Below are 23,599 nucleotides of genomic sequence, written 5' to 3'. Positions count from 1 at the left end.
GTCAAATCAAAGGATCCGTCAGAAACACCGCCGTGGCCGTCAGTCCGATCTGCTTTTTGCTCAGGTGGTTGTCCCTGGCCCGCCCGGCCAGGTATTGGCGGATCAGGGGGCGCAGCTCCTCTTCGGGCCGGCCGCTGACCCGGGTGAAAAAGGCCAGCTGGTTGTCCAGTTCATTTTCCAGGGGAATGGTCTGGTCCCATTCCACCACGTCGAAACAGATCTCCGGGAACAGCCCCCGGGAGAAAAGCAGATTAATCTTGTAAAGGATGCTCTGGGGCTTGTCGTCCAGGGGGCGGTCCATGATTTGTTTCCAGAGGTCCATGAGGATGGGATGCTGGCGCCGGGCGGCCCAGCCCCGGACGGCACAGCCTTTGGATGCGCATTGGATCATCTTGTCAAAGGCCTCTGGGGTGGCCACCCCCGGGGACATGAAGGCCACCACCAGGTCAAAGGCCTTTTCCCAGCCCCGGGCGGCGATATCCACATTGTGCCAGTCTTCCTGGATCAGGGTAATCCGTTTCTCCAGCGCCGGTGTCAGGTCCGCCCGGACCCGGTCCAGCATGCCCTGGGAAAAATCCATGGCCGTCACCCGGGCCCCCCGCTGTGCCAGTTCAATGGCCATCATGCCGGTGCCGCAGCCGATGTCCAGCACCTTCATGCCTTCAAACAGCAGCCCCTTGGATTCCAGCATGTTCAAGGCCTTTTCCATGCGCCGGTCCCGGACCTCCTTGGGGTTGGTGTTGTAGGTGGCCGAGGCCTTGTCCCAGTACTGGGGGGTGGAGAACCCCTTGTGCACCGCATAGGTGTCCCCTGCCCGGTCCCCGGTCCAGGCCTTTATCCAGAATTCATCATTAAATATATTATCCATTTATTTCCTTTGGCACTTCGGTGGTTTCCTTGCCGGCAAAAAGGCCGGTGACATCTTTTACCACAACATAGAGGGCCGGCACAAACACCAGGGTCAACACCGTTGCAGCAATGAGGCCGAAACTGATGGACACGGCCATGGGGATGAGGAACTGGGCCTGGAAACTGGTTTCCGTCAGCAGGGGAGCCAATCCCGCCACGGTGGTCACCGAGGTCAGCAGCACCGGCCGGAACCGGTTCTGCCCCGCCTCCATCACCGAATCATAGATACCCATCCCCGCCCTCACCTTTGAATTGATAAAATCGATGAGGATGAGGGAATCGTTGACCACGATGCCCGAGAGGGCAACGATGCCGAAGATGGAGATCATGGTGATGTCCAGGTCCATGATGAAGTGCCCCACAATGGCCCCGATGAGGCCGAAGGGGATGGCGGTCATGATAATCAGGGGCTGAACATAGGACCTGAACTGGCTGGCCAGCAGCACAAAGATGACCATGGCGGCAATGGGAAATGCCCGGATAAGGCTGTCGATGGATTCCTTGCTCCGCTTGGCCTGGCCCTCCAGGTCGTATCGGATCCCGGGATACTTATGCACCAGGCCGGGCAGGAAGTCACCCTGCAGGTCTTCCACGATTTTCCGGGCATTGGCCACGTCCTCGTTAAGATCTGAGATCACGGTGATCACCCGGTGGCGGTCCACCCGTTTGACAGCGGAATATCCCCGGCCCGTCTCAATATGCGCCACCTGATTCAGGGGAATTTCCCTGCCGTCCCGGGTCCGGATCCTCAACTGGTCGATGCTGGCTTCGGTTTCCCGCTCTTTTTGGGAATACCGGACCATGACCTTGATGTCGTTTTTTCCCCTCTGGACCTTGAGTACTTCATCCCCGTAGAACCCCTGGCGGATCTGGCCGGCAATATCGGCCATGGTGACCCCTAAATTTTCCGCCCCGGGTTTAATGTAAATCTGTTTTTCCATTTTCCCGGGGCGGAAATCATCGGTGATGTCGTAGGTGCCCGGGTATTTGGCGATTTCTTCCTTGAGTTCCTGGGCCGCCGCCTCCAGCTGGTCAAAATCCGTGCCCTTGAGGCGGATCTCGATGGGGTTTCCCCCGGGGCCGCCGCCGATGATATTGAAGGTGAGCTGCTCGGTACCCAGAATATCCCCGGCAAACTCCCGCCACTTGGCCGCCACTTCCGGGGCGGAGATATCCGGCCGCATGGCTGCCGGCTTGATCTCTATCCAGGCTTCCCCGCAATGGCCGCCGTATACCGGGGGTTTCCAGTCCCGTCTCGGAATGACACCCACCAGGGAAAAGGTGTTTACAATGAGATCTTCACCGTTTTTCACCCGGTCCCTGAAATAATCATTGAGTTTAAATGCCCCCTCCTCAATTTGTTTGATGGTATTTTCCGTATTGGCAAAAGGGGTGCCCAACGGATAGATGGTTTCGGAAATGACCCAGTTGGAGTCACTTTTGGGAAAAAAGGTAAAGGGGACATGGCCGCCGGCGATGAGCCCCAGGCAGACAATGAGGCAGCCGGCACCCATGGAAAGGGTGAAATACCGGTTTTTCACGCAATAGGCCAGCATGGGCAGGTAGAGGCCGTGGATGGTGCGGTTGAACACCTGCTCCACCCGGGTGCGCAGGGCGGTGTGGATAAAGAGGATATCCTCCTTCAGCCATCCCATGCGCAGAAAGGCCAGTTTCCCCGCCCGTTTTGGTTTCGGTTTTCCGGGCTTGAGCGCCCCCTCCAGGTGGGCCGGCAGGATGAGAAAGGCCTCCACCAGGGAAATGGTCAGGATGCAGATCACGGCCTGGGGCATGATGGAGATGAATTTGCCCATGATGCCCACGATGAACATCAGCGGGGTAAAGGCCACGATGGTGGTGGCCACGGCCATGACCACGGGCCAGCCGATCTGGTCCATGGAGTCCATGACAGCCTTTTTGGGGGATTTGCCCATGGAATAGTGGTAATAGACATTTTCCCCCACGATGATGGCGTCATCCACCAGGATCCCCAGGGTCATGATAAACCCGAACATGGAGAGCATGTTGATGGAGGCATCCATATAGGCCAGGACCAGGAAGGCACCCATGAAGGTGATGGGAATCCCCGAGGCCACCCAGAAAGCCAGTCCCAGGTTCAAAAACAGGGCAAGGACCACAAAAACCAGGATAAATCCCTGGAGGCCGTTTTTAAGGAGCAGGTCGATGCGGTCCTGAACCATGTCGGCCATATTGTACCAGTGGCCCAGGGAGATCCCCTTGGGCATCCGGTCCTTATTGGCCTCCAGGTACTGGAATACCCGATTGGATATGGTGATGGTATCCTGGGAATCGGTCCGCTTCACCACCACCATGGCCGCCGGCTTGCCGTTGAACCTGGGCTTGATGTCCCTGTCCTCGAACCCGTCCGTAACCTGGGCCACATCCCCCAGCCGGACAATGGTGCCGTCGGCCCGTGTGACAAGGGGGATTTCGGCAAATTCATCCCCTGTATATTTTTTCCCCTTGGCCCGTACCAGGAATTCACCACCAAGCGTCTTAATCTTTCCGCCGGGCAACTCCAGGCTGCCGGTCTTCACCGCACCCACCACATGGTCAAAGGAAAGCCCGTAGGCCCTCAGGGCTTTTTCAGACACTTCAACTGAAATTTCAAAATCCCTTACCCCCACCAGTTCAGCCTGGGAGATCTCATCGGTCTCCACCAGTTCGTCCCGGATCTTTTCAGCGGTATCCCGGAGGATCCGCTCCCCCACATCCCCGTATACGGCCACGTACACCGCCGGTTCATTGTTTTTTATTTCCACGATCACCGGGTCTTCGGCCTCCTCGGGAAAGGAATCAATGAGATCAATCTCTGTCCTGACCTCATCCAGCTTTTCATTGATATCCGTTCCGGCGGCCAGCTCCAGGGTCACGGAGCCATGGCCTTCGATGGCCGTGGAATACATGCTTTTCACATCTTCCAGGCTTTTGAGCTGTTCCTCAATCTTGACACAGATGCCCTCTTCCACCTCCTCGGGGGTGGCCCCCGGATAAACCACCGAGACATCAATCATGTCCAGTGAAAACTGGGGAAACATCTCCCGTTTCATGGAGATGGCCGTAAAAAGGCCGGCCACGATGAGAAAAACCATCACCAGGTTGACGGTGACCCGGTGTTCCACGGACCATTTTCCCAGGGCTCTCATGGTTAATCCGCCTCCGTTTTAATGGTGACCGCCATCCCCTCCCTGGCCACGGGCAGGGGGGAGGTGACGACCTGGTCACCCTCCGAAACTCCGTTACGGATAAATACATGGCCCTCGAATTTTCTGATCACATCCACACGGCGGATTTCAAGCTTATTGTCACGGACGGCAAAGAGGGTGTTTTCAGACCGGAGCAGGTGCCGGGGTAACATAAAGATATCGGCCAGGGTCTCTCCTGAAATCCGGCAGCGGACAAAGGTGCCGGGTTTGAGACTGGCCAGGGGGCTCTTGCCCAGGTCCCGGTTTTCCGGCCGCCAGATCTCAATGGGGCCGATCTCAATGGTGAGGGGAAGGGTCCTGGTCTTCTCATCCACCCGGGCCTTAATCCGGGCCACCCGGGCTGTCCACACCGGGCTCACCCCGCCTTCCAGGTTGGCAATGGTAATCTCGGCATCGGGCATTTTTCCGGCCTCAAACACCGGCCGAAGCCATCGTATCTCCTCAAAGGGGATCCCCACGTCCACATCCAGGGCACCGGCTTCATAGACCACCCCCATCACCTGTCCGGGGTTTACAAATTCCCCCATTTCCGCCTGTTTGGACAGGACAAAACCGTTGAACCCCGCCCTGATCTCAGACTTTTCCAGAACCAGGTCCGCCTTGGCCAATTCGTTTTGGGCCGCAGCCAGGGCTGCTTTTTTCAATGCCATCCGCGACGGACTCAGGGCCAGGCCGTTCTCCACGGACTGGAGCTGGCGCCTGGCCGCCAGGTACTGCTGCTCGGCCTTGTCCAGGTTCGCCTTGGAAGCAAACTGGCTTTTGCTCAGGGCCTTGACCCGCTCCAGTTCCTTGAGGCTCAGCTTCATATTGGTCCGGGCCAAATCCGCATCGGCCTTTAGATTCTCTATTTCACGGGTCAGATTCCGGATATCGGCCCGAGCCTGTTCCAGGCGCACCGCCGCGCCCTGCCGGTTCAGAAGAAAACTGCGCCGGTCAATGCGGATGAGGAGGTCGCCGGTGTGGATACGCCCCCCTTCCCGGAAGGAGGGATGAAGGTACTCAATGCGTCCGCCCACTTCTGCGGCAAGGTTCACCCGGGTTCTGGGGACGACGGTGCCAAAGGCGTCCACCACCATCGTATGATCCTGGGAATGTACCGGGGTTACATTTACCCCCGGCGGTACTTTTTCCACGGCTTTTTTATCCGGCGCCTCCCTGGCCATGAAAAGCCAGAGCGCCAGGCCAAAGGCAATACCAAGAACAATGAACACCCGTAATAGCCGGAACAGAAATGAACCCATAACGACAGCTCCCTTTGAATGGAGTTGAATGTTTTTATATGAAAACCGATTGGCTGTGTACAGCCAGTCTCTTATATACCACTGAGAATGCTTTGAAAAGACAAGATATTTTTAACTATATATCTTCGGGTATCCTGATCCCGTATTTTTTTACCCGCTTCCACAATGTGACCCGGCTGATCCCCAGCCGGCGTGCAAGTTCCGACTGGTTTCCCCGGGTTTGCCGGAGCTGGGCAATGAGGGCGGCCCTTTCCCCTGCGCCTTCCGGTGCCGGGGACTCAGAATCCAGGGACTGGCAGATGTTCTCGATCCGGAATGAAGGCGGCAGATGTTCGGCTCCGATCCATCCCCCCGGACAAAGTACACAGGCATACTCAATGGCATTTCTTAATTCCCGGACATTGCCAGGCCAATTGTACGCCGCCAGCAATTCCATGGCCCCCGCCGACACCCCCAGGATGGGCTTATTGCTCTTTTCATTGTTCTGCCGGATGAATTCATTGATAATCAAAGGGATATCCTCTTTCCGGCGGTTCAGGGGCGGACAGGACAAGGGAAAAACATTGATCCTGAAAAAAAGATCTTTTCTGAACAGCCCCTGGCGGACCATCTGCTCAAGGTTCCTGTTGGTGGCGGAAATAATCCGGATATCAACGGGGAATGGGGCATGCTCCCCCACCCGTTCCACCTCTTTTTCCTCCAGAACGCGAAGCAGCTTCACCTGGGTGGACAAGGGGATATCCCCAATTTCGTCCAGAAAAATAGACCCTGAATTGGCGGCCTCAAAACGCCCTACCCGGTTTTTATCCGCCCCGGTAAAGGCCCCTTTAACATGGCCGAACAATTCGCTTTCAAATAAATTTTCATTGAGGGCGGCGCAGTTAACCTTTATGAACGGCTGCCCCTTTCTCGGGCTGTTTTCATGGACAGCCAGGGCCACCATTTCCTTTCCCGTGCCGCTCTCCCCCTGGATCAGCACCGGGGCATCGGAATCTGAAACCTGGCGGATCAGGTGGAACATGGTCTCCATGACCGGTGTTTTTCCAAGGATGCCGTAAAATCCGTTCTCGAAATGGAGAATCTTTTTTAAGGTATCTATTTCTTCCTGTTTGCGCCTGAGTACCGTCATATCCGTCAGCACCTCCACGGCACCAATCATCTTGCCCCGGTCATCGGTAATGACAACCCCTTTTTTCAGGATATAAACGGCGTGGTTATCTTTATTGGTAATGGTACAGTTTTTCAGCTTGGACTCTCCCACCGTGAAAAGCTTGCAGAAGTCAGGCCCTCTGCCCTTTCCGATAATTTTACATCCCGTACAATTGAGGATCCTGCAGGACTGCCCCAGCAGTTCATCTTTAGGGTAGCCGGTGAGCTTTTCAACCGACGGATTGACCGCCCGGATGATGCCGCCGGTATCCACCACCATAATTCCATCCTGCAACGAATCCACAATGTTCTTCCAATACCGGGAAATGTCCATGGGCACCTGTGTTCACTTAGGATTAACGATTGATACCTTAACACCTGTTAAGGTGTTAACAGATTCCGCCGCCGTCCACAAGCCCCTTTTTCCTGTTATGGCCTGAATTTAAAGGAGAAACAATGCGGACAGCCTTTTTCGGTATGCATTTTGCTCTTTTTTGGCCCTGCAAGGAAACAAGGGCGTCCTGCTGCCCAAAAAAAGCAGAAAAATAATACTACGTTTGGATGAAAAAGGAGAATTGGATGAAAAAAAACAGGCAAGTGATAAAAACGATTTTTTTATTGGCATTCTTGAGTTGCTTCCTATGGGCCGGCCCCGGTTCTTCGCCCCTGTGGGCCGATACCGAGGTGGAGACGCTGAAAAAGCAATTGGCCCAGTTGACGGAAATGATGACCCAGGTGCAGCAGAAACTTGCGGATATGGAGGAAGAAAAAGCCGAAGAAGCAGAGGCGATGGAAGAGATGGATGAACGCCTCAACCAGGCCGAACTGCACACCGCCACAGACAAGCTCTCCCTGGGCATCGAATTGAGAAGCCGGGGGGATTCCATACATTATGACGATGTCCTGACAGCCCCCGCTTCCATGATGACAAATTTTTTCACACCCGTGGGAAGCGGCGGATTCAACGGTGCGACGGCCACCCAGATCCAGACGGCACTGAACAATATGGCAGCCACCAATACCATTCCCGCAGCCGAAAAAAGCGATGTGGACAATGACGCGATTTTCACCAACCGGTTCCGCATCAATATGAAGGCGAAAATCAATCCCCAGCTCAGTTTCGCAGGCAGGCTGGCCGCCTATAAAGTCTGGGGGGACAGCTCCGAAGTCCAGTATTACAACGGCAGCATGAGTAATATTTCCCTGGACGGGACCACCTCAAGCCTGCCCAGCGGGGACACCATCCACCTGGAGAGGGCCTATTTCAATTATAAGCACCCCCTTGAAAACCTGCCCCTGAACTTTTCCCTGGGCCGCCGCCCCTCCACCGACGGCCCTCCCCTTGAATACGGGGAATACAGCCTTGAAGGCGGGTCTCCCCTGGCCCACATCATCAACTGGCAGTTTGACGGAGCCTCCCTTAATTTCGGCCTTGAAGACCTGACAGGCATTCCGGGGGCGGCATTCAAACTATGCTACGGCGTGGGATTTGAAAGCGGCTTCGGCAACAGCAGTTCCATGTCGGCCACCTCCCCGGTGGACGATGTCAACATGCTGGGCTTCATTGCCACCGCCTATGACGACGACACCACCAGTGCCGTCATTAATGTGGCCCATGCCCCGGACATCACCGACGGGTTCACAGGCCAGACCGTCATGCCCTTTACCGTCACCCAGAACGCCGACGGCACCTATACCTTTGCCCAGAACACGGGATCCTATATCAGCCGCACCGAGCCCACAACCAACATCGGGGACTGGACCGCCGCCACCCTGCTGCTGAGAACCAATCTGTCCGAGAGATTTGACAAGGACATTGATTTATTCCTCTCTTTTGCCTGGAGCCATACCAGCCCGGAGCAGACCTCCCAGCATCCCTTTTACAATCTTCTGGGCTACGGCCTGCTGAATTCCAACGGGGAACTTGAAAGCCGGGACGGCTACAGCATCTACGCCGGCGCCATTTTCCCCATGCCCTACGACGGTCGCCTGGGCCTGGAATACAACTGGGGGTCAAAATACTGGTTTAATTTTTCAGGGGCCGAGGATTCCCTGGTGGATTCCAAACTGGGGGCCCGGGGCCACGTATTTGAAACCTATTATATTCAGCCCGTTTTCGCGGACAATTTTTTCGTGAAACTCGGCGGACGCTATTACAACTATGAATACACCGGCAGCGGCAATCCGTTAGGTGCGCCGGTCGCCATATCCGATGCCAATGCCCTGGACACCCTGTTCCCGGTTGTTGATAAAGTCTGGAATGTATACCTGTCAGCCACAGTTAAATTCTAAACACTTAATTCAGGAGAAAAACAAAGTGAAAAAAATCATCCTTTTTATGGTGCTCAGCCTGTCCATGATCTGTTTATCCGTTGCAGCGGTTTCCGCCGGCGACGGCAACTACCGCAAAGGAAAATATTCCTTTCGAAAAAGCTGCCGCACCTGTCACAGCGACAGCGGTACAGCAGAATCCCTAAGCCCTGACAGCAAAACCCAGGCCCAGTGGAAACGGGTGTTCAAGCCCAACAAGTATAAAAAACTGGAATGCGCGGCAGAATGGGAAAAACTATCCGAAAAAGACCGGAACAATATTTTTTCCTACCTTCATAAATATGCATTTGATTCGCCGACCCCGGCCAAATGCAAATAAGGGATAGACAGCGTTAAAGGAAATCAACCGTGCCGCCGGCATTGAAAAGCAGCGGCACGGCATTCCCCCCTTCCGATCCAGCCCCATCACACAGCCGTATTGCCCGAATACAGGGTTACCCCCGGCGGCACTTTATCCAGGGAGAATCCCTTGGGCTTGGTCATCCTTGGATCCTCATAAATGGTTTTCAGCAGCCGCTCCCTGTGGTCGGGGTGGGAAATGCTGGCAATGGCAAGCCCCTTATACCCCCAGGGCAGGTCGCGCAGGTCGGCGATGCCGTATTCGGTGACAATGACCACCCCGTCGTAGGCCGAGGCGGTGAGGGTGATGCCCGAGGGGCAGGCCGTCACGATCTTGGATTCCCCCTTATGGGTCAGACTTTTCATGGCGATCACCGGGGTGCCGTATTTTTTATGGCTCAGGGCCCGGACAAAATCGGGCTGTCCCCCCACCCCGCCGTAGTAACGGGAAGGATCAATGAAATCCGCCCATACATTGCCGGAAAGATCCACCCCGATGGCCGTGTTCACCGATAAAAACGGGGCGCAGTCCTGGACGGTCCGGGCCGCATTGGTGTAGGTGCAGGGCCGCATCTGGACCTGGGCCCGCATGTCCACATAGTCGTACAGCGCTTTTGAGCCCATGATCAGGCTGGTGGTGGAATAGCCGGTATTGATCTTCTTTTTCTTATTGGTGATGATGCCCCTCTCCTGGAGATACATGAGCCCGTCCCCGTACAGCTCGGTCTGCACCCCCAGATCCTTTACCCCGGACCGGGCAATCACCCCCACCACCGCATCGGGGATTTTGCCGATGCCCACCTGCAGGGTGGTGCCGTCCGCCAGAAAATGGCCGCAGATCAGTTCCCCGATCCGTTTTTCCTCATTGGTGAGCTTTTCAAAATCCGGTGCATCAAAGGTATACACGGGCCTGACACCCTCCTCGATGATATAGTCAATGTCCTGGGCCGGTATGATGCTCTGCCCGTGGGTGAAGGGCATGGAAGGGTCCACTTCGGCAATGACCAGTTTTGCGGTCTCAAGGGCCGCATGGACGGCGTCCACGGAGAGACCCAGGCTGAATTCCCCGGTGGCCGGGTTCTGCCGGACCTTCATGATCACCATGTCCATCTCGTACCCGCAGCCTTTGCCCATGAGCCGGTCCATATTGGCCAGGGTACAGGGCAGGTAATAGGCACGGCCCTGGTCTGCCGCCTGCCTGACATCCCCGCCGGAAAACATGGAATAGGCAATGACCCGGTCCTGGAGTCCCGCCTCAACATAGGGCACGGGTCCATGGAGAAGAATGTGGAACATGTTCATGAAGGGCAGTCTGCACTCCTCGTCTTTAATGGCACGGGTAAGCGCGTCTATACTTGCCGTTGGCGTAGCCGCATTGGAACCGATATAGCAGTTGATATGGTCCAGACGGCCAAGGCGGCGGGCCACCACCTCGCCGATATCTTCCAGTTTAATTGAAACCGGTTTTTCTTTCATAGGATTTACCTCTAATGGAAATAGGGTTCTTACTTATGGAGACCCCAAGTATATTCCCATCCCCTTCCCCGATCAACCCCGGATTGGATGGACCGGGGCCCAGGCATTATTTTATTTTCGAGCATAATCCTGCCGTGGCTCGGGGAAACGCTTCCGTTTCAGTATTCCCGCCCGTCCTCAACGGGAATGCAGTAAATGGCCTACCCTCTTCGCCGTCCTGGCAGCCGGCAGCCCATACACCAATACAGCGTTCTTCCGCACCACGGCCTATCCCCCCAGACACCCCGGACCTATTATCGTATTTCTTTCCCCTTGCATTCCCGGTACGGATCAGGATATTCTTCCAGTTCGATTTCCAGATTCAACTTCTTACTATTCGGATACAGGGAAAATGGAAAACATATTGTTCTAACTTTCACAGATATCTCAACAAACGGATTAATTTTATGTCTATACGGTTTATTATTATGGATTTTTTTTCATTTACCATAGCTGCTAAAAAGCTGAAAAAAAGAGGGGAGGTAATATGAGCATCACAAAAGCGATTGAAATTTTAGGAGACGCGTATCGTTTTTCGGCGGTGGATACAGATAAAGTGATAAAAGAATTACACTTGCCCAAACCCGCTGAAATTTTAGAGGTCGGAACAGGGATGGGCAGTCTGTCAATAACCCTTGCCTTGAATGGTTATAAAGTGATTACCGGGGAACCGGGGGATGATGACACCATTTACGCCAATCAAAACTGGCGTCAGAATGCAGAAAAAGTTCAAGTTGATCATCTGATTGAGTTTCACCCTTTTAACGCCAATGACATTCCATATGATGATCATACTTTTGATGCCATTTTTTGCCAGGGGACACTTCATCACATTGAAGAATCCCAACGGATAAAGGTTATTCAGGAATTTATCCGCACCGCCAAATCCAACGGAGTCCTCTGCTTTTTCGAGCCGAATCAAAAGTCGATTGAGATGATAAGAAAAAGTGATGCGTCACATCCCGACGCTGCCGATCCGAACAGGTATACAACCGATTGTAATCTGGTTTCCCAAAAAATTGAGGGATTAAATTTTGATGCGTTTATCTTTCATAAACAGTGAAGGCACATTGCAAAAAGCATTCGGCCCAAGCAGAGGGCCCCGCGGCTGAAGCCCCCTTATCCATTGATATGATATGGCACTGTTTTAACAGGAGGTGACCTTGCAAAAAGCCCCAAATATTACCCAGAAAGAGACTGTGGATCTTCTGAACAAATGCTGGATGACCCATGACGGCATGTGGTTTTTCCACTGCCTGCAAGAATTTGGGATTGAGGTGGCAAACAAGCTCAACAAATCAGCGATAAAGTCGCTGTCTTCAATTGAAATTAAACGGGTGAGAAACACCTTGGATTGCATTCAGCCGATTGAAGACTATGATGAATTTAAATCGTTTTTTGACGAAGCCGCCCAATTAATGATTCCTGAATTTATGAATGTGAGATTCACCTATCCTGAACAAAACAAAATGGCATGGGAATTTAATCAAAATAAATGCTTCGCTTACGCAGGGATTAAACGGCTGGGCGTTATTGAACGGTATGACTGCGGTGTTCTATACAGAATCAAATGCTGGTTAGATGCGCTTGGAATAACGCATCGGTTTATCCCTGGAATCGGCAAATGCCATATGCATGTCAACGGGAGCTGCTCGGGGGAAATTCAATTATTTCTTTGCTCTGAACAAGAGTAGCACTGTAGATTCAGACGGCCCCGATGCCACCCGAAGCAGATATAAAAGCCTGGACTTGATCTAAAATGAGATGTCAGTTAATCTCCAATTTTGTCGACTAAAAGATGCTTTCCATAAACATCTTGATAAAATGGGCTATCATGGAAAGCTTAAAACAAAGTGATCACCTGGAATATTTTTTTCCAGGACGGAGTTGATAGTACGAGATAACATGGGAATTTTTTACAGTTATAGGGTATGTAAAATTTCCAGTTATCACCACTTTTATACACATCAAAGACCAACGTAAGAGGCCAGAATGGAAACTGATGATAAATCGAAATGGATTAATACCATTTTGCATGAATTAAATTTAGTTGGTGATGAAGTTGCAATTAAAATTGTTGAAAATTGTGGTAGAGAATGCATTAAATCTTCAAACGATTACAGTAAAATTCTGAAAGTTCGTCAGTCTGTTAGTACTTTCTCAGACGATGATTTAATATTTGAAATTTGCCACCGCGAGCTATACCAAAACAAACCGACCATTCAGAAACAAGGCAGTGATATTGTAATAGAATATCAACAATGCTCGTGTGGTATGGTAACAAGTGGAAAAATAAACCATCCTTTTCTTTGTAACTGTACAGTGGGCTATACAAAACAAATATTCGAAACTATTTATAACCGTCCAGTAAAAGTAGAATTGCAAAAATCAATATTAAACGGAGATGATATTTGCAAACAGGTAATAACAATATAATGTGTATAAAACGCTGGAGAGGAACCAGGCTTACTGCGCGGCCTTTCGGAAGGGTTTTACATTAACAAATTTTGTCTCTTTTCAACTGCTTCCGGTGTTCACGCCCGGCGGGTGAAGGGCGGCGCTAACGTCTTAAACCACATAGGATTTAAATAATGTTCGATTATACGTTTTCACATTGGGTTACCTTTTTTACAGCGGCCTTTTTGTTAAATTTATCACCAGGACCAGACATGGCGTTTATCCTTGGGCAAACAGCCAGGAGGGGCATCTCTTCAGGCTTTTCGGCCATGTTCGGCATCTGGTCCGGCGCGTTTATTCATGTTCTTTTTGCCGCCTTGGGTTTATCTGCGATCCTGGCCACATCTGCCATGGCCTTCCTGGTTGTAAAATGGGCGGGAGCAGCCTATCTCATCTGGCTCGGAATCCATGCACTGTGTTCGAAAGGCGTATTAATCTCCACAACAGATCATGCCGCTTCCAAAGGTCTGCTAAAAATTTTTAAACAGGGGATTTTAGTGTCGGTATTAAATCCGAAAGTTGCGGTATTTTTCCTCGCTTTCCTCCCGCAATTCGCGGTGGAAGGCGCCGGCCCGGTCAGTGCGCAATTATTCCTTCATGGGTTTCTTATCATAGCTACCGCCGCCTTTGTTGAACCGCCTCTCATTCTTATCGGGGGAAAACTGACCTCATATCTCAGCAACAATAAAAAAGTATCCCGTTGGATGGATCGCGGGTTGGGGGGACTATTTATCGGCCTGGGCGTCAAATTGGCGACTACCGATAAAATGTAATCCCAATCACTTCAGAGGAACGCATCGTGAAACCGTATTTTATCCTTATTCTGGCATGTCTGAATATCATCTCCTGCACCGCTACCACGCAGTTTGACAGGGCAGTGCAGGACGCATCCGTGGTGGCGCCCAAGGATGTGTACGACAACCTGATACCGGTCCGGCCAGATAATCCCGACCTTATCTTTCACCCGGATGGCAACCGGGTGCTGGTGGTCATGTGGAAGAGCCGGAACAGTTACGAGCGCTTTTACAAGGGAAAAACCCGGACGGATGGCGCGGAAGCCTATGTCACCTGGGTGACAACCGCCCCCCAGGTCCGGGCATTCGGCAGGAACTACCTTAAGACCCACCCCGGCACAGAACAGGCCGCCCTTGAGCTTCGGCTCAAGCAGTACCTGGGGCTGAAACCGGATTGGACCTATGATGTGTTTATCGAACTCTGGGTGGATCCGGCCGACATGTTCCGTCCCTGCATGGACCCGGAAGTGGACGATAAAAAATGCGACCTTTCATTTCCGGATCCCCTGCCCCGGGTGGCCGGAATCTCGGACTATGCCAATTTCTACAAAAACCTATATTTCCAGGATTTCAGGACCCGCCCCGGGATCCCCTGGACCGGGCTGGGCTATACCTATGACTGGGGCAATCCCAATGCCCCCTTCGGGGCCAGCGAGTTTATCCTGAGGCCGGGCGCCCCCTACACCATCCACCGGGTGGTGGACACCCGGGCATACTTTACGGACATCCCCTGATGCCTGACAGGCCCCGATGTCCAGGCAGGGGGGGGCAAAGGGGCAGAGCGGCGTCGGAGGCCGGACTGTCATGGACGACAAAGGCCGGCCGGATCGCGCTTCAGCGGTCAGGAAGACCGCTGAAGTTTAGCGGCGCGCCTTTGCCCTGCCCCTGCCGGGTTCCTCCATACGTTCATGGGATCACCCTGCAAGCGCGGCGGTGGTCATTTGATTTTTTGGTTAAAATCTGGTAGGTTTGCCACCCTTTTGAATATTTAACCCGGCGGTCACAGCTACCCGCCTCAACAAAACTGGAGAATTAACTTGAACGAACTTCTCTGGGCGGCCATGCTGGCCGTCAACTTCGGATGCATCCTCATCGCATACCGTTTTTTCGGACGCACCGGGCTGTACGCCTGGGTGCCCCTGGCGGCCATCGTGGCCAATGTACAGGTCATCAAACTGGTGGACCTTTTCGGCATCACGGCAACCCTTGGCAATATTGTCTATGCCTCATCTTTTCTGGTGACGGATATTCTCTCGGAAATTTACGGTAAAAAGGACGCCAGAAAAGCGGTTTACATCGGTCTCTTTTCCCTGGTGGTGATGACGGGGCTCATGAACCTGGCCCTGGCCTTTGCCCCGGCAGCCGATGATTTTGCCCAGCAAAGCCTTTCCACCATTTTCGGGTTCATGCCCAGGATTGCAGGCGCCAGCCTCCTGGCCTATCTCATCTCCCAGACCCACGATGTATGGGCATTTGAATTCTGGAAAAACAGATTCCCGGCCAAACGCTTCCTGTGGCTGCGCAACAACGCATCCACCATGGCCAGCCAGTTCATTGATTCTTCCCTCTTCACCATTGTGGCCTTCTGGGGGGTATATCCGACCGGGGCGCTGATAGAAATTTTCTGGACCACCTATATTCTCAAATGGGTGGTGGGGGCGGCGGACACCCCCTTCATCTATGTTGCCCGCCGGTGGTTCGATAAAGGAAAGATACCGGCAGGCAGCTAAAGGTTACCCTGCTGTTTTCTTTGCTGCGGAAGCGGCCTTGGCAGGCTTTGCCGGCGCCTTTGACTTACCGGGGGCAGGTTTGGCGGCGGATGCCTTTTTTGCCGGAGCTTTTTTAGCCGGCGCCTTTGCAGCGGGCTTTTTAGCCGGGGCCGCCTCTTTTTTGGGTTTCATCCCCCTTAAAAGGGGCATGATCTCATCCCTGCGCTGGGCCAGGAGGAGGGATATTTCTTCCTGCTGGTTCTCGTCAAGGTTCAGGTCTGCGTCTCCGAGGAAATTAAAAAGATTGTCGGCAATATCCAGCATCTTGTCATAGGCGTCTGCCTCTTTCTTTGTCACAAACGTCATTTTTTCCTCTCCATTCCTGACAACAATATATTTGACGATTACAGCCATATTATCTCCTTGCGGTTCTCTCCTTCGGGTTCTGTTTCCGGTGATGGACCCAAAACGGGGCGTTCAACTCATTTGTACTATCTCATAATAAAAAAAGAGGCCCCGGTAAAGGATTTTCCTGAACCGGGGCCGTACTACAGCCTAACGCATTTTGTCTAACACATATATTCCATTTATACTTCGGGCCGGGGATAGAGCCCTGCCCGCTCAACGATCTCGGGTACTTTTTCTTCCCATTCAATGGCCATGACATGGAAACCGGCCACGCCATCCACCTCCTTGAGTTCCTGGATGTGCTCAACGCAGATGTCGATGCCTTCCTGGGCCTGCTTGCCCTTTTCCACACCCGAAAGCCGCTTGATGATCTCATCGGGCACGTCCATGCCGGGCACCTTGCTCTTCATATATTTGGCCATACCCACGGACTTCATGGGGGTCATCCCGGCCATGATAAAGGCCTTTTCCGTCAGCCCCCGGTCCACGGCCCTGCGGATCCATTCCTTGAACTTATCTATATTGTAGATACACTGGGTCTGGATAAATTCCGCGCCGCAGGCAATTTTCTTGGCCAGTCTCGGGATCCGGATCTCGAAGGGGTCGGCAAAGGGATTGGCGGCCGCGCCCACAAACATCTTGGGCGGCCGGTGTATATCATCCCCGCCCAGGAACTTGCCCTCGTCCCGCATATACCTTACGGTCTGGACCAGCTGCATGGAATCCAGGTCATGGACGTTCTGGCCCTGGGCACAGTCGCCGAAACTCTGGTGGTCGCCGGAGAGGCAGAGCATATTGTTTATATTAAATGAGGCCGCCCCCAGAATATCGCTTTGGAGCGCCACACGGTTTCGGTCCCGGGTCACCATCTGGAGAACCGGTTCCAGCCCCTCCAGTTTGAGGTGGACACAGGCAGCCAGCGATGACATGCGGGTCATGGCAGTCTGGTTGTCCGTCACGTTGACGGCATCCACATGGTCCTTGATCAGTTTGCCCTTGTGCCGGACTTCTTCCGGGTCACTGCCCCTGGGGGGACCGCATTCCGACGTCACGCCCAGGTGGCCTGCTCTCATCACCTTTTCCAGCCTGCTTTCAGTCTTTACCTCGCTCATATCTTCACATCCTCCCTGGTTACGGTTCTGGGGCCGCCAGCTCTGTCGGTGGACCAGTCTTTGATAGGGGTAACCACTTCATAGTCATCCATCTTGCCCAGCGCCTTTAGCCGGTCGACGATGAGCTGCCATGCGCAGTCCGTATCCTTGCCCAGCTCGCATTTGCCGTTGGTGGAACCGCCGCAGGGGCCGTTGAGCACCCGTTTGGCGCACCTGGACACCGGGCAGATGCCGCCGGTTCTCGCCAGGATACAGGAGCCGCAGGCCTGGCATCGTTCGGTCCACAGCCCCCGGTCTTCATTGGCCCCAAGGCAGACGGTGTTCACCCCGGGCAGAATGGGGGTGGTCAGGTATTTTTCTGCGGTAAACTGAACCCCCACCCCGCAGGCCAGGGAAACCACCGCATCGTAATCGTCAATACTGCTCCGGATTTCTTCTAAGTATTCATGGTCGCACTGGCGTTCAAGGGTCCGCTCATCAATCACTTTTTCATTGCCCTGGGTGATGAAATACATGCGCAGGGCAGATGCAAGCACCTCCACTTCCTTTTTGCCCCCGGCCTCGCACACGGTGACGCATTCGTTGCACCCGAGGATGAGAAGGCGGTCATAGCCCTTCACCTCTTCAATGATCTCTTCAATGGGTTTTTTCTCTGCTATTATCATACCTATACCTCATATCAGCGGTTAATAAGTCATCTGCTTGATCATGCGTCTCAAGCGGCCGCACTGCTGGCCGTTTTCTGCTTTTGCAGCCGGATGGGGCTGGGCCCCATTTCCCTTATGTGTTCCACCATTTCCGTGGCATACTGGGCAAAGAGCGGTCCTTCGCCGGAGGAGAGGTTGTACATTCTCACCCGGTCTCCGCCCACGCCGACCGTGTCCAGCAGCCGGGCCGCCTGCTCAATTCGCTTGCGGGCCCTGAAATTGCCCTGGTTGAAGTGACAGTCCCCTTCCATGCATCCGACGCAGAAGACACCGTCGGCGCCTTTTTCAAAGGCCCGGAGTACATGAATCAGGTCCAGCTTACCGGTACAGGGAAGACGGATAATTCTAAAGCTTGTGGGAATCTTCAGTCTCATGGAACCTGCCAGGTCCGCGGCTGAATACCCTCAGTAATTACAGCAAAAGGCCAGGATCACCGGATCGAATGTGGCCGGATCGAATTCTTTTGTCATATTACCCCCTCCAGCAGGGATTCCACCTTGCTGAGCAATGATTCGTCTTCATACCAGTTCAATTTTATGGTTTTGGCCGGACATTCCGAGGCGCAGACCCCGCAGCCCTGGCAGAGCGCCGGGTCGATATAGGAGACCCCTTCCTCATTGATCACCGGCACATGGTAGGGACAGGACCTGACGCAGACCAGGCAGGATGCGCAATGGGACTGGTCCACTTCCGCCACCACCGCCGACAGGGTCAAGTAATCCTGGGCCAGGAAGGTGGTGGCACGGGAGGCCGCGGCCATGGCCTGGGACACGGTCTCGGTGATGAGCTTGGGACCGTGGGCCGTGCCGCAGATGAACACCCCTTCAGTGGCGGCATCCACGGGCCGCAGCTTGACATGGGCTTCCATGAAAAAGCCCTCGGGGTTCCGCTGGGTCTTGATAATGGTGGAAAGTTCCTCGGTGTCCGAGGCTTTCACCCCGGCACTCAGCGCCACCATATCGCAGGAGGCCTCTATGTGCCGGCCCAGGACATGGTCCCTGAAGGTCACGGTGAGGCCTTCGTCGGCCTGGGCCACCTGGGGCGGATCATCCCGGTCAAACCGGGAGAAGATCACCCCCAAGTTCCGTGCCTGGGTGTAGAACTCTTCCATCATGGAATACATCCGCATATCCCGGTAAAGAATAAATACATCCGTCTCAGGGTTTCTTTCCTTGAGGGCGATGGCGTTCTTCACCGCATTCTGGCAACAGATCCTTGAGCAGTTGGGATTTTCCTCGTTCCGGGATCCCACGCATTGGATCATCACCACCCGGTCCAGGTTGTCGGCCCTGCCCTCTTCGATGAGATCGGCCAGTTCCAGCTGGGTGACCACATTATCGCTCTCGTTGTAGAGGAACTCCTTGGGTTTATACTCGTTGGCGCCGGTGGCCACGATCATGACACCGTGGTCTATTTTCACCTCTTTCATGGCGGGTCCCACCAGAACCTCGGTTTTAAAGTTGCCCTTGTAGCCGCCGAATCCCACCACCAGGGCCTGTTTAAGCACGTCAATCTTATCGTGGTTTTCCATGGTGCTGATCAGATCCTTGACAAAGGCCTGGATGTCGTCCCCCTCAATGGTGTGGTGGAGCCGGTTGCCAAGTCCCCCTAAGCGGTCTTCCTTTTCCAGGAGGGTCACATGGAACCCCTGATCGGCCAGGCCCCTTGCCGCCGTCATGCCGGCGATGCCGCCGCCGATGACCAGGGCCTTGTCAATGATGGAAATCCGTTTATCGTGCAGCGGCCCCAGGGTGGAGACCCTGGCCACGGCCATGCGGATGAGGTCCTTGGCCTTGGCTGTGGCCTGCTCAGGTTCGTGGAAGTGCATCCATGAATCCTGGTTCCGGATATTGGCCATCTCAAAGAGGTATTTATTGAGCCCGGCCTCCTCCAGGGTATCCATGAAAATGCCCTCATGGGTCTTGGGGGTGCAGGAGGCCACCACCACCCGGTTGAGTTTATGCTCGTCGATCACCTCCTTGATGGTCACCTGGGTATCCTGGGAACAGGTAAAAAGGTTCTCGCCGGTGTAGACCACATTGGGCAGGCTTTTGGCGTAATTCTCAATGGCATCCACATCAATGATGCCGGCAATATTGATGCCGCAGCGACAGACAAAAACACCGACCCTGGGTTCTTCACCCAGGACATCCCGTTCTTCGGGCATGGTCACGGTTTTGGTCAGTGTGTGGCGGGCCGGGGCCAGGTGGATACCGGCGGCACCGGCGGATCCCGACGCCTCGGTCACCGAGGAGGGGATATCCTTGGGGCTCTGGAAGGAGCCGGAGACATAGACTCCCGGCCTTGAGGTTTCAAGGGGATTGAATGTGGCGGTCTGGACAAACCCGTATTTGTCCAGGTTCACACCGATGCGGGAGGCAAGGGCCTTGCTCTCTTCGGGAATGGTGAGCCCCACCGAAAGGATAACCATGTCAAAAATCTCTTCCTGCATCTGTCCCGCTTCATCGGCATACTTGAGGACCAGGTTGTCCGTGCCCGGCTCCTCGGTCACCGAATGAATCCGGGATTTTACGAACCGCACCCCGTCCTGTTCTGCGGCACGGTTGTAGTATTTTTCATAATCCTTTCCAAAGGCCCGCATATCCATATTGAAGATGGCCGCATCCAGGTCTTTTTCCGAATGTTCCTTGGCGATCATGGCATCCTTGATGGCATACATGCAGCAGACCGAGGAACAATACCCATTGCCGCAGCGGTTGGTGTCCCTGGAACCGATACACTGGAGCCAGGCGATTTTTTCCGGCTCTTTTTCGTCCGAGGGCCGCACCAGATGTCCCATGGTGGGACCGCCGGCGGAGAGGATCCGCTCAAATTCCAGAGAGGTCATCACATTCTTGGACCGGTGGTACATATAGGTATCAGACATGCCGGAGGGATCAAAGGTGGTGGCGCCGGTGGTCATTATCACCGCGCCCACGCTGACATCCCTGACCACGGGTTGCTGCTCGTGGTCGATGGCCCCGGCCAGACAGGCCTCCACACACTGGTAGCACTCGGAACAGATGCCGCAGGAAAGGCATCGTGCCGCTTCCTGGTCCACCAGTTCCTTAACCAGGCCCTGGGTGACTTCCACAAAGTTGCCTTCCCTGCCCGCCACGGGGACATGTTCGGGTTTTACCCGGTCAAGTTTGGGTACATCAATGATCTCCGGTTTTTCAAAATCATAGTTCTTTTCCCGGCCCGCTTTCAGGTTCTTGCCGTTGATGAACCGGTCAATGGATTCCGCCGCCTCCTTGCCCGAGGCAATGGCATCCACCACGGATTTGGGGCCGTAATAGGCGTCGCCGCCGGCAAACACCCAGTCAATGGGGGTCTGAAGGGTCACGGGATCGGCCTCGTATCCGCCGGGCGGGGTCAGGCGGATTCCTTCCTTGTCCGCGAAATCCGTTTCCCCCATCTGGCCGATGGCCACGATGACATTATCTGCGTCGTGGGAGGTGAGCTTGCAGTCGTCGAACTGTGGGTTAAACCGGCCGTTTTCGTCGAATACGGCAGTACATTCCTGGAAGGCGACTTCTTCGACTTTGCCGCCGGTGCCGTGGAACCCTATGGGGCCCAAAGAGTTGACGATTTTCACTCCTTCTTCCAGGGCCTCTTCGATTTCGTAATCCCAGGCCGGCATCTCGTCCCGCTTTTCCAGGCAGACCATGGTGACATCGTCCGAGCCCAGCCGCCTTGCGGTAAGGGCCACGTCCACAGCCACGTTGCCTCCGCCGATAACCACGGTTTTGCCGGAGAGTTTTTCACCGTTGCCCATGGCGGCGTTTCTCAAAAATTCAGTGCCTTTCAGCACGCCGTCCAGATCTTCACCCTTGACGCCCAGCCCCCTGGACCCGTGGAGGCCTGTGGCCATGAAAACAGCAGAATATCCGTCGGATTTAAGGCTGTCCAGGGTGATGTCCGTTCCGAATGCCACCCCGGTCTTAATATCAACCCCCAGCTTTTCTATGACGGCGATTTCCTTTTCCAGCTCCGCCTTGGGCAGACGGTATTCGGGAATGCCCACGGCCATCATCCCGCCCTTGACGGGCAATTTTTCAAATACCGTCACCCCGTACCCCTTCTGGGCCAGGTAATAGGCGGTGGTGAGTCCGGCCGGGCCGGAGCCGACAATGGCGACTTTTTCGTCCCGTTTTTCCGGTACTTCAGGAATCCAGGGATCCTCCCCTTCAAAATCCAGATCCGCAAGATACCTGTGAAGGTATTGGATGGCCAGCGGCTGGTCCGCATCCCCCCGGGTACATACGGATTCACAGGGATGGTGGCAGACCCTGCCGCAGGAGCCCGGAAAGGGATGCTCCTGCTTGAATAGCTTCAAGGCCTCATGGTATTTTTCCTGCTGCATCAGGGCGATAAATCCCTGGATGGAGACATGGGCGGGACATGTGGCCTTACACGGTGCCATGGATCGTTTGGAGATTCCATAGGCGCCTGGGATGGCCTGTTCATATTGTTTAAAAATGGCTTTCCGGGGTGCCAGCCCCTGGTTGTGTTCGCTGGGAGTTTCCACCGGACACACCTTGGCGCATTCCCCGCAGGAGGTACATTTTGCAAGATCGACATAACGCGGACGCTCTTTTATCTTGGCCGTAAAGTTCCCCTGCTCTCCGTCCAGTTCCAAAAGTTCTGTGTTTGTCAACAATTCGATGTTCAGATGCCGGCCGACCTCGACCAGTTTGGGTGAGATTACTCACATGGTGCAGTCGTTGGTCGGAAATGTCTTATCCAGCCGGGCCATCATGCCGCCGATGGCGTAAGATTTTTCAACCAGATAGACATAATAGCCGGAATTGGCCAGGTCGATGGCGGACTGCATCCCTGCAATGCCCCCGCCCAGCACCATTACGGCTCCTGCCAGATCCTTCTGTGATGTTACCTCTCGAGTCATTCCATACCTCCTCACCGTTTTAACAGCCATTGGCCATTTTTCCGGCCCGTCACTTACCGGGCACGGATAATAACAAAAACCCGGTTACCGTATACCGGCAACCGGGTTTAAAATTTTAATCCGCCTGATTGAATGCATCCGTACCCTGGCCCGTTGTGGGACAAGATATAAACGGGGATCCTGCGGCCGCCCAAGCATCCTGTCCAATGCAGATGCCGGCCTTCGACAAAACTCCCCTCCGGTCTGTGACCGGTTTCCTGTCCGATGCAGATGCGTTTATTCTGTACGAACTTCACAAGTCTTATACGTCACCTCTCCATTTGATAAAGCGGGTCTACGCATACACATTGTTTTATTCTTTGGGCGGATACCCTATCTTACCTTTTTCGCTTGCGGATGCTCCCGGCCGGTATAGGAAGCGGTGTGATGTGAGAAACCGGGTTTTCATCCGGATGCGGCCAACGGTTTATCCTGAAATCTTCAGGGTCGAGGCTCAGGGAGGACAGGTCGCAGTGGCTCGTCCTTATGGATACAGGTATCAGGATTTTTTTGTTGGCATTCCCCAAGTTCTAAGTAGGAAAAACTATTTTCTTTGTCAAGAGTTATTTAGCCTTGTTATTTCCATACTTTTCGCCGATCCTCCCGTACGGCGCCCGTTACGGTCCGCTTTTCACGCCGGGCGATTTTTTCGAAAATTTTTGCAATAAGTGAAATACCTATAAGTTTCGAAGATCCGCCCGGTGGGATATGTATTCTTATGAATGGTGAAAGAAAGGATTTATTCCAAATATAAAC

The 23,599-nt window shown here is 54.0% G+C and carries 18 protein-coding genes; 8 read left to right on the top strand and 10 right to left on the bottom strand.

The window, feature by feature from the left end:
- Position 1 precedes the first annotated feature (1 nt).
- The 4 genes from HUN04_24575 to HUN04_24560 all read right to left on the bottom strand — a co-directional run bounded on the left by HUN04_24575 (position 2) and on the right by HUN04_24560 (position 6,857).
- On the bottom strand, positions 2-868 hold the full coding sequence (locus tag HUN04_24575) for a class I SAM-dependent methyltransferase (GenBank protein ID WDP92723.1): 867 nt from the start codon (positions 866-868) through the stop codon (positions 2-4).
- On the bottom strand, positions 861-4,073 hold the full coding sequence (locus HUN04_24570) for an efflux RND transporter permease subunit (protein WDP92722.1): 3,213 nt from the start codon (positions 4,071-4,073) through the stop codon (positions 861-863). Before HUN04_24570 ends, HUN04_24575 begins: the two co-directional genes overlap by 8 nt.
- 2 nt (positions 4,074-4,075) lie before the next feature.
- On the bottom strand, positions 4,076-5,374 hold the full coding sequence (locus HUN04_24565; GenBank protein ID WDP92721.1) for an efflux RND transporter periplasmic adaptor subunit: 1,299 nt from the start codon (positions 5,372-5,374) through the stop codon (positions 4,076-4,078).
- A gap of 115 nt (positions 5,375-5,489) precedes the next feature.
- Positions 5,490-6,857: a sigma 54-interacting transcriptional regulator gene (locus HUN04_24560; GenBank protein WDP92720.1), complete on the bottom strand. Its 1,368-nt coding sequence runs from the start codon at positions 6,855-6,857 to the stop codon at positions 5,490-5,492.
- Positions 6,858-7,102: 245 nt separating this feature from the next.
- Here HUN04_24560 and HUN04_24555 point away from each other — a divergent pair, with 245 nt between their 5' ends.
- A complete protein-coding gene (locus HUN04_24555) occupies positions 7,103-8,815 on the top strand; it encodes a DUF3373 family protein (GenBank protein WDP92719.1) in 1,713 nt (570 codons plus the stop codon).
- Positions 8,784-9,173: a cytochrome c gene (locus HUN04_24550; protein ID WDP92718.1), complete on the top strand. Its 390-nt coding sequence runs from the start codon at positions 8,784-8,786 to the stop codon at positions 9,171-9,173. The genes HUN04_24555 and HUN04_24550 overlap by 32 nt, the downstream gene beginning before the upstream one ends.
- Positions 9,174-9,259: 86 nt before the next feature.
- Here the strand turns inward: HUN04_24550 and HUN04_24545 are convergent, their stop codons facing one another.
- Positions 9,260-10,669 carry a hypothetical protein gene (locus tag HUN04_24545; protein WDP92717.1) on the bottom strand — a complete coding sequence of 470 codons (1,410 nt, stop codon included), beginning with the start codon at positions 10,667-10,669 and terminating at the stop codon, positions 9,260-9,262.
- A 526-nt stretch (positions 10,670-11,195) separates the two neighbouring features.
- Between HUN04_24545 and HUN04_24540 the strand changes: the two genes are divergently transcribed.
- The 6 genes from HUN04_24540 (at position 11,196) to HUN04_24515 (ending at position 15,689) form a co-directional block, all read left to right on the top strand.
- On the top strand, positions 11,196-11,771 hold the full coding sequence (locus HUN04_24540) for a class I SAM-dependent methyltransferase (protein ID WDP92716.1): 576 nt from the start codon (positions 11,196-11,198) through the stop codon (positions 11,769-11,771).
- Between the two features lie 100 nt (positions 11,772-11,871).
- Positions 11,872-12,402, top strand: a complete 531-nt coding sequence (locus HUN04_24535) for a hypothetical protein (protein ID WDP92715.1) — start codon at positions 11,872-11,874, stop codon at positions 12,400-12,402.
- 298 nt (positions 12,403-12,700) lie between these two features.
- Positions 12,701-13,144 (top strand): hypothetical protein, encoded by a 444-nt coding sequence (locus HUN04_24530; protein ID WDP92714.1) that lies wholly within the window; start codon positions 12,701-12,703, stop codon positions 13,142-13,144.
- Positions 13,145-13,299: 155 nt separating this feature from the next.
- Positions 13,300-13,938, top strand: coding sequence for a LysE family translocator (locus tag HUN04_24525; protein ID WDP92713.1), 639 nt, complete (start codon positions 13,300-13,302; stop codon positions 13,936-13,938).
- A 26-nt stretch (positions 13,939-13,964) separates the two neighbouring features.
- Complete coding sequence (locus HUN04_24520) at positions 13,965-14,693, top strand: hypothetical protein (GenBank protein ID WDP92712.1); 729 nt, start codon at positions 13,965-13,967, stop codon at positions 14,691-14,693.
- A gap of 303 nt (positions 14,694-14,996) precedes the next feature.
- The gene (locus tag HUN04_24515) at positions 14,997-15,689 is read left to right on the top strand and encodes a queuosine precursor transporter (GenBank protein WDP92711.1); all 693 of its coding nucleotides are present in this window, start codon (positions 14,997-14,999) and stop codon (positions 15,687-15,689) included.
- A 3-nt stretch (positions 15,690-15,692) separates the two neighbouring features.
- Here the strand turns inward: HUN04_24515 and HUN04_24510 are convergent, their stop codons facing one another.
- The 5 genes from HUN04_24510 to HUN04_24490 all read right to left on the bottom strand — a co-directional run bounded on the left by HUN04_24510 (position 15,693) and on the right by HUN04_24490 (position 22,804).
- Positions 15,693-16,082 (bottom strand): YebG family protein, encoded by a 390-nt coding sequence (locus tag HUN04_24510; GenBank protein ID WDP92710.1) that lies wholly within the window; start codon positions 16,080-16,082, stop codon positions 15,693-15,695.
- A gap of 173 nt (positions 16,083-16,255) precedes the next feature.
- Positions 16,256-17,188, bottom strand: a complete 933-nt coding sequence (locus tag HUN04_24505) for a methylenetetrahydrofolate reductase (GenBank protein WDP92709.1) — start codon at positions 17,186-17,188, stop codon at positions 16,256-16,258.
- A complete protein-coding gene (locus HUN04_24500) occupies positions 17,185-17,853 on the bottom strand; it encodes a methylenetetrahydrofolate reductase C-terminal domain-containing protein (GenBank protein ID WDP92708.1) in 669 nt (222 codons plus the stop codon). Before HUN04_24500 ends, HUN04_24505 begins: the two co-directional genes overlap by 4 nt.
- 50 nt (positions 17,854-17,903) lie before the next feature.
- Positions 17,904-18,269 carry a hydrogenase iron-sulfur subunit gene (locus HUN04_24495; GenBank protein ID WDP92707.1) on the bottom strand — a complete coding sequence of 122 codons (366 nt, stop codon included), beginning with the start codon at positions 18,267-18,269 and terminating at the stop codon, positions 17,904-17,906.
- Positions 18,270-18,361: 92 nt separating this feature from the next.
- Positions 18,362-22,804, bottom strand: a complete 4,443-nt coding sequence (locus tag HUN04_24490; GenBank protein ID WDP92706.1) for an FAD-dependent oxidoreductase — start codon at positions 22,802-22,804, stop codon at positions 18,362-18,364.
- Positions 22,805-23,599: the final 795 nt, after the last annotated feature.

Source organism: Desulfobacter sp. (assembly GCA_028768525.1).
GTDB lineage: Bacteria > Desulfobacterota > Desulfobacteria > Desulfobacterales > Desulfobacteraceae > Desulfobacter.
Note: the sequence above shows the minus strand (reverse complement) of the source record. Positions and strands in the feature narration are given on the sequence as shown.